This is a genomic window from Amycolatopsis azurea DSM 43854, from assembly GCF_001995215.1.
GTDB classification, from domain to species: domain Bacteria; phylum Actinomycetota; class Actinomycetes; order Mycobacteriales; family Pseudonocardiaceae; genus Amycolatopsis; species Amycolatopsis azurea.
Genome location: NZ_MUXN01000016.1, coordinates 209,899 through 221,002 on the forward strand (window position 1 = coordinate 209,899; position 11,104 = coordinate 221,002).

The 11,104-nt window shown below is 69.3% G+C and carries 8 protein-coding genes; 7 read left to right on the top strand and 1 reads right to left on the bottom strand.

Features of this window, described 5'->3' with window-relative positions; all coding sequences use genetic code 11:
- Positions 1-60: 60 nt before the first annotated feature.
- From aspS to B0293_RS22115, 6 genes are all read left to right on the top strand, one after another.
- Positions 61-1,833 (top strand): aspartate--tRNA ligase, encoded by a 1,773-nt coding sequence (gene aspS / locus B0293_RS22090; RefSeq protein WP_005157148.1) that lies wholly within the window; start codon positions 61-63, stop codon positions 1,831-1,833.
- Positions 1,833-2,774: a DUF389 domain-containing protein gene (locus B0293_RS22095; protein ID WP_039917848.1), complete on the top strand. Its 942-nt coding sequence runs from the start codon at positions 1,833-1,835 to the stop codon at positions 2,772-2,774. The genes aspS and B0293_RS22095 overlap by 1 nt, the downstream gene beginning before the upstream one ends.
- 78 nt (positions 2,775-2,852) lie before the next feature.
- Complete coding sequence (locus B0293_RS22100; protein ID WP_039917852.1) at positions 2,853-4,040, top strand: hypothetical protein; 1,188 nt, start codon at positions 2,853-2,855, stop codon at positions 4,038-4,040.
- Between the two features lie 75 nt (positions 4,041-4,115).
- The gene (locus B0293_RS22105) at positions 4,116-4,964 is read left to right on the top strand and encodes an SGNH/GDSL hydrolase family protein (RefSeq protein ID WP_039917854.1); all 849 of its coding nucleotides are present in this window, start codon (positions 4,116-4,118) and stop codon (positions 4,962-4,964) included.
- 43 nt (positions 4,965-5,007) lie between these two features.
- Complete coding sequence (locus tag B0293_RS22110) at positions 5,008-6,417, top strand: replication-associated recombination protein A (protein WP_039917857.1); 1,410 nt, start codon at positions 5,008-5,010, stop codon at positions 6,415-6,417.
- Positions 6,418-6,608: 191 nt separating this feature from the next.
- Positions 6,609-7,673: an ALF repeat-containing protein gene (locus B0293_RS22115; protein WP_005157161.1), complete on the top strand. Its 1,065-nt coding sequence runs from the start codon at positions 6,609-6,611 to the stop codon at positions 7,671-7,673.
- Between the two features lie 301 nt (positions 7,674-7,974).
- Here B0293_RS22115 and B0293_RS22120 read toward each other — a convergent pair whose 3' ends face one another.
- Positions 7,975-9,228: an HNH endonuclease signature motif containing protein gene (locus B0293_RS22120; RefSeq protein ID WP_077241361.1), complete on the bottom strand. Its 1,254-nt coding sequence runs from the start codon at positions 9,226-9,228 to the stop codon at positions 7,975-7,977.
- 262 nt (positions 9,229-9,490) lie between these two features.
- On the opposite strand from B0293_RS22120, the gene B0293_RS22125 reads away from it, so the two are divergent.
- On the top strand, positions 9,491-11,074 hold the full coding sequence (locus tag B0293_RS22125) for a purple acid phosphatase family protein (protein WP_005157166.1): 1,584 nt from the start codon (positions 9,491-9,493) through the stop codon (positions 11,072-11,074).
- The last annotated feature ends 30 nt before the right edge of the window (positions 11,075-11,104 follow it).

An 11,104-nucleotide genomic window follows, 5' to 3' on the forward strand; every position in this document is an offset into this window, starting at 1 on the left:
GCAGTCGAACCGCAGCGCCGTCGAATCGCAGAATCGTGATGCCGAAGGAGAGCACCCGCAGTGCTTCGCACCCACAAAGCCGGCACCTTGCGTGCCGAGCACGCCGGTCAGACGGTCACCCTCACCGGATGGGTTGCCCGGCGGCGCGATCACGGCGGCGTCATCTTCATCGATCTGCGCGACGCCAGCGGCGTGAGCCAGGTCGTCTTCCGCGAGGGCGAGATGGCCGAGCGCGCCCACCAGCTGCGCTCCGAGTACTGCGTCCGCATCGTCGGCGAGGTCTCGAAGCGGCCCGAAGGCAACGCCAACGCCGAGATCCCCACCGGTGAGATCGAGGTGCTGGTCACCGAGCTCGAGGTGCTGTCCGAGGCCGCCGTGCTGCCGTTCCCGATCGACGACCGGGTCGACGTCGGCGAGGAGACGCGCCTCAAGCACCGCTACCTCGACCTGCGCCGCAGCGGCCCCGCGGCCGCGATGCGCCTGCGCAGCGAGGTCAACCGCGCCGCCCGCGAGGTGCTGCACGCGCAGGAGTTCGTCGAGGTCGAGACCCCGACCATGACTCGCTCCACGCCCGAGGGCGCCCGCGACTTCGTGGTCCCGGCCCGGCTCAAGCCCGGTTCCTGGTACGCGCTCCCGCAGTCGCCGCAGCTGTTCAAGCAGCTGCTCATGGTCGGCGGGCTCGAGCGGTACTACCAGATCGCGCGCTGCTACCGGGACGAGGACTTCCGCGCCGACCGGCAGCCGGAGTTCACCCAGCTCGACATCGAGATGAGCTTCGTCGAGCAGGACGATGTCATCGCCCTCGGCGAGGACATCGTGACCGCGCTGTGGAAGCTCATCGGCGCCGAGATCCCCCGGCCGTTCCAGCGGATCACCTACGCCGAGGCGATGGAGAAGTACGGCTCGGACAAGCCGGACCTGCGCTTCGACCTCGAACTCACCGACATGACGGCGTTCTTCGCCGACACCCCGTTCCGCGTGTTCCAGGCGCCGTACGTCGGCGCCGTCGTGATGGCGGGCGGGGCCGACCAGCCGCGCCGCACCCTCGACGCGTGGCAGGACTTTGCCAAGCAGCGCGGGCACCGCGGGCTCGCGTACATCCTGGTCAACGAGGACGGCACGCTCGGCGGGCCGGTCGCGAAGAACCTGTCGGAGAAGGAGCGCGAGACGGTCGCGGAAGCCGTCGGCGCCAAGCCCGGCGACTGCGTCTTCTTCGCCGCAGGCAAGCCCGCCGACGCGCGTGCGCTGCTCGGCGCCACCCGCCTGGAGATCGGCGGCCGCCTCGGCCTGATCGACGAGAACGCCTGGTCGTTCGTGTGGGTCGTCGACTTCCCGATGTTCATCTCCGCCGACGAGTCCGACGACGTCGCGGTCGGCGGCGGCAAGTGGAAGGCCCTGCACCACGCCTTCACCTCGCCGACCCCCGAGTGGATCGGCAAACTCGCCGACGACCCCGGCAACGCGCTGGCCTACGCCTACGACATCGTCTGCAACGGCAACGAGATCGGCGGCGGCTCGATCCGTATCCACCAGCAGGAGCTGCAGAAGCAGGTCTTCGAGCTGATGGGTCTCGGCGAGGAAGAAGCGCAGGAGAAGTTCGGCTTCCTGCTCGACGCCTTCGCCTTCGGCCCGCCGCCGCACGGCGGCATCGCGTTCGGCTGGGACCGGATCGTCATGCTGCTGGCCAAGGCCGACTCGCTGCGTGACGTGATCGCGTTCCCGAAGACCGGCGGCGGGTTCGACCCGCTGACCGCGGCTCCGGCGCCGATCACGCCGGAACAGCGCAAGGAAGCGGGCATCGACGCCAAGCCCGCGCCGCCCGCCAAGAACTGATGCTCCATCTCAGGGCCGTGTGCCCGCCGGACCGGACCGGCGAAGCGATCCGGATCCTGCGGGAACACGCCGGGACCGCGCACCTCGTCGTGCATCACGGGGTGGCGGTCTCGCCCGAGGGTGACCTGATCGAGGCGGACATCGCCCGTGAGGCGGCCGACGAGATCATCGAGTCGCTGTGCGGGCTCGACCTCGACCACACCGGCGGGATCACCCTGGAGGCGCTGGACACCGCCGTGTCCGACGCCGCGGACAAGGCCGAGGAGGCCGCGCCGGGTGAGGCCGCGGACGCGGTGGTGTGGCAGGAACTCGTCGGCCGGTCCGGCGAGGAGTCCCGGCTCACCTGGACTTTTCAGGCATTCCTGACCATCGCGTGCCTGCTGGCGTCGGTCGGCGTCATCACGAACTCGTCGGTCACCATCGTCGGCGCCATGGTCGTGGGGCCGGAGTTCGGCCCGCTGGCGGCGATGGCGGTCGGACTGGTGCTGCGCCGCTGGGATCTCCTGCGGCAGGGCGGTGCCGCGCTGCTGGGCGGTTTCCCGATCGCGATGGTGATCACCCTCGGTGTGGTGCTGCTGGGCAACGCGACCGGGGTGCTCGAGGTCAGCAAGCTCGCGGACAACCACGAGGTCGATTTCGTTTACCAGGTGGGAATCGCGTCCCTCATCGTGGCACTGCTCGCCGGCGCGGCGGGAATGCTTTCCATGACGTCGGCCAAATCGGCCGCGCTCGTGGGCGTCTTCATCTCGGTGACGACGGTGCCGGCGGCCGGGTACGCGGTGGTCGCCGGGGTTGCCGGTCAGTGGGACCGGTGCCTGTATTCGACCGGTCAGCTGCTGGTCAATCTCATCGGAATCGTTGCAGCTGCGGCCATTGTGCTGACATTGCGCCGTCGTGGGCAACGATCGAGGGTGACGGAACGTCCGCTTTCACGCGGGTGAGTCCGGATCGCGCCAGTGCGCGCGTTTGCCCGGATCTCAGTGGTCATGGTTGCTCAGTCACGAGTAGGGTCGGTGGTAATGACAGTCGATACCTCCTCTGCCGACGATTCGACCGTCGGAGCTGGAGCCGAAACCCTCGCCGTCGCGGCCGCGGTCGCCGCCGGCGAGGCGGTCCTTTCACGCCGCTTCGGCAGCGCCATCACCCTCGTCGCCCCCGAAGACCTCGCCGGCAGTGGCCCGGCGACGGTCGTGCGGGCGCGGGTGGCGTCGTCGCCGTTCGCGCTGCCGCGCACCCTGGTCATCAAGCACTACCCCGATCCACCCGAGCCCGGCCGGTCCGACCCGTTCGCGCAGGAAGCGGTCAGCTACCAGCTGTTCACCGCGCTCGCGCCGGAGGACCGGATGTGCCCGGAGCTGCTGGCGCACGACGGCCGGGCCCGTGTCCTGGTGATCGAGGACCTCGGCGGCGTCCCGACACTGCACGACAAGCTCCACGCCCGTGACGCGCGCGGCGCCGAACGCGCGCTGCTGTCCTGGGCCCGGTCGCTGGGCAGGCTGCACGCGAGCACCGCGAGCCGCGAGCCCGATTTCAACGCGCTGCTGCGCCGCCTCGGCGGCCCGGTCAAGAACGAGGACGCGCCGCTGCCCGCGGTCTGCGCGCAACTTCCGGGTCTGCTGGAGGAACTGCTCGACGTCGAGACGCCGGATCCGGTGCAGCGGCGGGTCATGGAGGTCGCCGAGCGGGCGGGTTCGCCGTCCTACCGCGCGTTCAGCCCGGTCGACCTCAGCCCGGACAACAACCTCGTGACCAGCAGCGGAGTGCGGTTCCTGGACTTCGAACGCGGCCGGGTGCGCAGCACCCTGATGGACGCCGCGTACCTGCGGCTCCCGTTCGCGTCGAGCGCGGACGCGCTGGCGCTGCCGCCGGGGATGAGCGAGGCGATGATCGCGGCCTGGCGGGCCGAGGTCGTCTCGGTCTGGCCCGCGCTCGCGGACGAGGAGGCGCTGGCCGAGCATCTGATGGACGGCCAGCTGCTCCTGCTGTGGGTCATCACCTGGGAGATCCTCCCGGAGCTGGACCTGGACCGGCATGCCACGCCGATCAGCCGGGAGGCCGCCCTGGTCACCTGGTGGCGGGAACTGGCCAAGCATTCGCTGCGTGCCCGCCTGACGGACATCTCCGAACACGCCACCCGGGTCGCCGCGGCGCTCGGGGCCAGGCTGGGGCCGCACGCGGATCTCGCGTTCTACCCGGCGTTCCGGTAACCGCCGCACGGACTTTTCGCTCGACCGTCCTCGCCGCGTTACCCAGGGATCACCGCAGGTGAGTCTGCGTGGCCGATGGTGTCTACCGTGACCGTGATCAGTGTCGAAGTCACTCCGAGTCCCGAACCTCTCCTTCCTCCTGCACCGGCCGTACCCCGGTCCGCTCGCAGACTGGTCGTGCTCGGCGATTCCACGGCCGTGGGCCTGGGTGACCCGTTGCCGAACCGCGGCGGCTGGCGCGGGGTCGGCCCGCTCGTCGCCGAGGCCCTGGGCGTCGAGCCGGACGGCTACCTGAACCCGTCGTTCACCGGAGCGCGCATGGGGTGCGTGCTCACGAAGCAGCTTCCCGCGGCCGTGGCGCACCAGCCGGACGTCGCGCTGGTGGTGGCGGGCATGAACGACACGCTGCGTCCCGATTTCAGCGCCGAGAAGATCGCCGCGGACCTCACCGAGGTGATCCGGTCGCTGGCCGCCGTGGGCACCACCGTGGTGCCGGTGCGCTACCACGACCACGGCAAGGTGTTCCGCCTCCCGCAGTCGCTGCGGCGGGCGTTGAGCGAGCGGGTGGCCGAACTGAACGCCGCCATCGACGGCGTCGTCGAGCGCGAGGGCGTGCCGTGCCTCGACCTCGAACTGCTGCCGGGCGCCTACGACCTCACCGCGTGGAGCGTCGACCGGCTGCACCCGTCGGAACTCGGGCACCGGATGCTGGCGACCGGGTTCACCGAACGGCTCGCCGAGGCCGGGTTCGCGGTGCCGCGGCCGGTCAGCCTGACCTGCTCGGGAGGCGTCGAGCCGAGCACCGCCGGGCATCTCGGCTGGCTGGTGCTCAAGGGCGTCCCGTGGGTGTGGCGGCGAGGCCGCGAGTTCGTGCCGTACGCGGCCGTGATCATGTGGCACTCGTTCCGGGAGCGGCTGTGCTGACCTGTGGCCGGAACCGTCGGTGGCTACGGCTACCGTCGACACCGTGGGACAGGACGAACTCTTCACCGTGAACCCCGACCTCGGGCCGCCTCCGGAGCCGGCCGAGCCGAGGGATCCCAAGGGGGGTGGGCCCCTCGGAGAGGGGGGCGGGAAAAACACCGCCGTACCGGCGGGGTCGCCGCTGGCCGTGCGGATGCGGCCGCGGTCGCTCGGCGAGGTCGTCGGCCAGCAGCACCTGCTGCGCGAGGGCGCGCCGCTGCGTCGGCTCGTCGAAGGCGCGGCGCCCGCTTCCGTGCTGCTCTACGGCCCGCCGGGAACGGGCAAGACCACGCTGGCGAACCTGGTGTCGGCCGCGACCGGACGCCGGTTCGTGGCGATGTCGGCGCTGTCGGCCGGGGTGAAGGAAGTGCGCGGGGTCATCGAAGAGGCCCGGCGCCGCCGGAACTACAACGCCGAGAACACCGTCCTGTTCATCGACGAGGTCCACCGGTTCTCCAAGACCCAGCAGGACGCCCTGCTCGGCGCCGTCGAGGACCGGACGGTGCTGCTGGTGGCGGCCACCACGGAGAACCCGTCGTTCTCGGTCGTCTCGCCGCTGCTCTCGCGGTCGCTGGTGCTGCAACTGCGGCCGCTGACCGACACCGACATCGTCTCGCTGATCGAGCGCGCGATGACCGACGAACGCGGTCTCGCCGGCGAACTCACCCTGACCGAGGACGCGCGGGCACATCTGGTGCGGCTGGCCTCCGGTGACGCGCGGCGCGCGCTGACCGCGCTGGAAGCGGCCGCCGACGCCGCGAGCGCGACCGAGGCCAAGACGATCGATCTCACCATCGTCGAGTCCACAGTGGACAAGGCGGCGGTGCGGTACGACCGGGACGGCGATCAGCACTACGACGTCATCAGCGCGTTCATCAAGTCGATCCGCGGGTCCGATGTGGACGCCGCGCTGCACTACCTGGCGCGGATGATCGAAGCGGGGGAGGACCCGCGGTTCCTGGCGCGGCGCCTGGTCGTGCACGCGAGCGAGGACATCGGCATGGCCGATCCGACGGCGTTGCAGTCGGCCGTCGCGGCGGCGCACGCGGTGCAGTTCATCGGGATGCCGGAAGGCCGTCTCGCGCTGGCGCAGGCGACAGTGCACCTGGCGACGGCGCCGAAGTCGAACGCCGTCATCACCGGGATCGACGCCGCGCTGTCCGACGTCCGGTCCGGGCGGATCGGGACGGTGCCGCCGCATCTGCGCGACGGGCACTACGCGGGAGCGGAGAAGCTCGGCAACGCGAAGGGATACCGGTACCCGCACAACGTGCCGGAAGGCGTTCTGGCGCAACAGTATCCGCCGGACGAGCTGGTCGGCCGGGACTACTACGAACCGACGCAGCGCGGGGCGGAGCGGACCCTGCACGAGCGGGTGCCGAAACTGCGGCGAACCATCCGGGGTGAACGTTAGTTTCGCATTCGGAGCAATGCCGGGAAAATCGGTAACGCTCGTCGATCATGAGGCTATATCCTCGGTGGCTGGGGGATCGCCGGGTTGTCGTGCTGTATGGGATTCCCCGTGCTCGACCACGATGGCGAGCAGAACAAAAGTGACAACCTCTACCTATGACAAACTGGGGAAATTCCAGAGTTCGCAAGGTCATGTCCTCTTCCGTCGCGGTTCTCGCCGCGCTGACCGTGGCGACCGGGGTCGTCGCCCCGGGGACGGCGATCGCCGCTCCTGCCGGTTCCTCGTCTTCCGTGGCGCAGACGCCGGACGAGGTGCGCACCAACGCGGCCGCGGTCGTCGGGCTCACGATCACTCCGGAGTTGCTGCGGCTGAGCGAGAGCGACTTCGTCTACGCGATCTACCAGGCCGCGAAGCGCCAAGGCGAGATCGCGCTGGAGGTTCAGTACGCGGCGCTCGACGCCTACAACCGTGGGTGGACCTCGTCGTTCCTGCAGACCGGGATCTACGAGGCGCATCAGCGTGACCTGGACCGGGAGGCGCTGTACCAGGCCCGTCGCACGGAACGGCAGCCCGCCGCCGCGCTGCTCGGCTTCGAGCTGACCTCGATCCTGCTGGCCCAGGACGACAAGAACTTCGTCTTCGCGTTGTGGGAACGGGCCGCCAGGGGATCGTTCGTGAGGGCCGCCGCGGGCACGGTCTTCAGCGGAACACCGGCGGAGCACAAGGACTTCATCGTCCGAGGCATCTTCGTCGAGCACCAGCGCGACGTGGACGCGGCGAAGGAAGCGGCCGAGAAGGAAGCCGCTGAAAAGAAGCTTCGCGACGCGCGAGTGAAGGCCGCCGCCGTCGTCGGCATGGACCCGGCCTTGGCCGCGCAGCTGACGGACGAGTGGTTCGTGCAGCAGATCGTGACCGGTGGCCTGGTGTCCCAGGACTCGGAGGTGTGGTACCGGGCTTACCTGAGCCGGACGCCGGAGCAGTGGCGGGCGTTCATCGACACCGGCATCTTCGAGGCCGCCGCCAAGGACAAGGTGAACGCCATCAAGGTGCGTGCCGCCGCTGTCGTCGGGATCGAGGCCGGATACGCCAGGTATCTCGAGGAAGGCCCGTTGGTCCGCGAGATCTGGACGAGGGCGAGGGCCGGCAGCCAGGTCCAGGCCGCCGCCCGGCGTGCCCTGGACAGCGGATCCCCCGCCGAGTGGCGGATCTTCCTGGAAACGGGCATCTTCGCCGCCGCGGAGGCGGACAGGCGCTAAAGCCTTCGCGGACGGTGGTCGTGAGCCGGCCTTTCGGTCGTGATCGGTCCGGTGGCGACGCACTGTGTGGATTTTGGGACGTTGGATGACCCGAAATCCACACAGTCGTGCGTGATCGGTCCGGTCATGCGGGTGAAGCGTCGGTACAGGTGGTCGTGAGTGATAAGTGTCGTTAGAACGACCCGAAACACTCACGACCCACCCGACCGAGGCGGCAGGTGGGCTTCCGTGCGGTCCGTGGGCATGGTGAGGGGCCCGTCGCCGGTGTGGGTGGCGGGCTCCTCGGGTGGTGCAGGGGGTGTCAGGCGCGGTGGAGGGTGTTGCGCCGGGTTCGTTGTAGCGGGTCCAGGTATTGGGGTGGGATGAACTCGGGGAGCCCGTCGGCGGCCATGTGGGCTTGCCAGTCTCCGTGGTGGATCAGCCGGTGATGGAAACCGCACAGCAGCACCAGGTTCCGGAGATCGGTAAGTCCCCCGTCTGCCCAGTGATGAATATGGTGAGCGTGACAATTCTTGGGTCTTCGATGACACCCCGGGAACGCGCAGCCCTGGTCCCGGATGTTGAGCGCCCGTCGCTGGCCTGGGGTGACGAACCGTCGTAGTCGTCCGACGTCGAGGGGTTCTCCGGCGGCGTTCATCACGACCGGCAGCATCAGGCAGTCGCAGGCGGCCATGCGGGCCTCGCGCGCGGTCATGCTGCCGACAAAGTCCAGGCAGGCCTTCCCGATCCCGGTCTTGAGCTCGTCCAGGCCGATGGTCACGTGCACGAGGGTTCGGTAGCCGCTGGTGCCGGGTTGGTCCGGGCACGCGATAGCCAGATCGAGAAGTTCAGCCCACGCGTCGCCCTGGCGTTCGCATTTCATGCGCAGATCAGCCTGGCCGAATTCGTCCACCGGGCGGGGTTTCGCGTACGCCTCCAGAGCGGCCGCCGTCCGAGCCCCTAACTCGTCGTCGAGCAAACCCGTGAGTTTCCAGAACCCGTCCCGACGGCGCTCCAGGGTGACCTCGCGACGCGGCTCCTTCGGCTCAGGATCCTTCGGTTCGTTCCCGTCCGGGTCGAGCCAAGCGAGCAGGTTCGCCTCCGCCTCCGCCAACTGCCGGGGACCCGCCTCCCGAGCCAGGTTGCCGAGAATCTTCTCCGCACTCTCCCGATCCCCAACCGACGCGTCAGCAGGAATCCTCGCGAGAATCTCCAGGACCTGCTGGACCCGCTCAGCCCCAACCAGCCCCTCGGCGGCCACGGCACCTGTGGTGGGTGCGACAGCCGGAACCGCACTCCCATCCAAAGCGCGGGTCGGGTTCAATGCGATCGCCTGATTCACCACCGGCCGGGCCTCGCCGCGAGAAAGCCCCGCCACACCGGCAAACCACGTGATCGTGCTGCCATACCCGAACAAATCCTTGACGCCCCGGGACTCGATCTCCGCCAGGTATCGCCCCAACCCGGCGGACGCCACCCGCATCACCTGCAAGAACTGCTGCACACCATGCGCAAGCTCCAGCTTGCCAGCACGCCACAACTCCTGCGGGAGTTCGGGGAGGAAGGTCTCGGACACCTCTCCAGAATACCCGAACAAATCGAACACGTGTTCGTAATTTTAAGCAACGATGAATTCGCGTCGACAACACTGAAGAGTGAAACCGCCGCTAATTCTGCGAATCGCCACTTACGAGCCCACTCGCAACTCGCGAGACCCACTCGCGACCGCGACGGTAAAGACCACTTGGGCACTCCTTGAGTCCACCCTGGGCAACTGGACCACCCGCGTTCGTTTCACCGTCGCGAACCGAACATGTCCCTCGGCGAGGATCGCGCGCATGGAAATCCCCAGGGTCGGTGTTCCCGACGCGCTGGCCTCGCGCCTGACGATGGCCGAACAACACGAGTACCTGACCCGCCGCACGATGCTCAAGGGGGCCGGCGTCGCTCTCGCGGCGGGCCCGTTGCTGCTTCAGGGAACCGCGTACGCCGACGGCGACAAGGTCGTCCCGGCGGGGCGGCATCTCGCGTTCGGCCGGAATCCGCGGACGTCGATGCGGGTCGCGTGGCAGGTGCCGGCGCCGGTGCGGAAGCCGTTCCTGCGCATCGCCGACGGCCACGGCGGCTGGAGTCACCGGATCCCGGCCGAGGTCCGCGCGCTGCATTCCGAGGTCGCCGGGGTCATCGCGCCGTACGACCAGTACTACCTGCACGCCGAGGCCGATCACCTCTGGCCCGGCCGCACCTATCGGTACGCCGTCGGGCACGAGGGTTTCGACCCGGCTTCGGGCGACGGCGGTCCGGCCGCGATCTCGACGTTCACCACCGCGCCCGCCCGGGGCGTCCCGGCGGGCAAGTTCACCTTCACCGCGTTCGGCGACCAGGGGGTCTCGACGACGGCGCTCGCGCAGGACGGCGCCGTCGCGCGGCAGAACCCGCGCTTCCACCTGTTGGCGGGCGACATCGCCTACGCCGATCCGAGTGGCGCGGGCAAGCCGCCCGGCAGCAAGCCCGACGCGGATCACGACCTGTTCGACCCCAAGGTATGGGATGCCTACTACAACCAGATCGAGGGTGTCGCGGCGTCGGTGCCGTGGATGGTCACCACCGGCAACCACGACATGGAGGCCCTCTACTCGCCCGACGGCTACGGCGGCCAGCTCAAGCGCTGGGACTTCCCCGGCGGCGGCCCGCACGACTGCCCCAGTGTGTACTCCTTCATCTACGGCAACGTCGGGGTGATCTCGCTCGACGCCAACGACGTCTCCTACGAGATCCCCGCCAACCTCGGCTACTCGCGCGGCTCCCAGACGGCCTGGCTCAAGCGGCGCCTGCGCTATCTGCGGTCGCAACCGGACGTCGACTTCGTCGTGGTGTTCTTCCACCACTGTGCTTACTCGACGACCAACCAGCACGCGTCCGAGGGCGGCGTCCGCGAGCAGTGGGTCCCGCTGTTCGACGAGTTCCAGGTCGACCTCGTGATCAACGGGCACAACCACATCTACGAGCGCACCGACGCCCTGCGCGGCGGGAAGGTGACGCGCGAGGTCGAGATCGGCGACACCGTCGAGCCGGACCGCGACGGCACCGTGTACGCGACTTGCGGTGGCGGCGGGAAGAGCCTCTACAGCTTCCCGGTACCCGACACGTTCGCAGGGGAGTTCCAGTCCTACCACTGGGTCAAGGGTGGCGAGAAGGTGACCGAAACGGTGCCGTGGTCCCGTGTGCGCTACACCGGGTACTCGTTCCTCGCGATCGACGTCGAGCCCGCCTGGTTCGGCCGCCGGACCACGCTGACCGTGCGCACCCTGCGCAACGACGGCGCGGAGATCGACCGGTTCACCCTGCGACGCACGGCCGGTCTCCATCGGTCGCGGTACGCGGCGGCCTCCGTCCTCGGCGCGGATCCTGGCGACGTATAACGACCGACACGGGTCCGCATGGTGGGACTC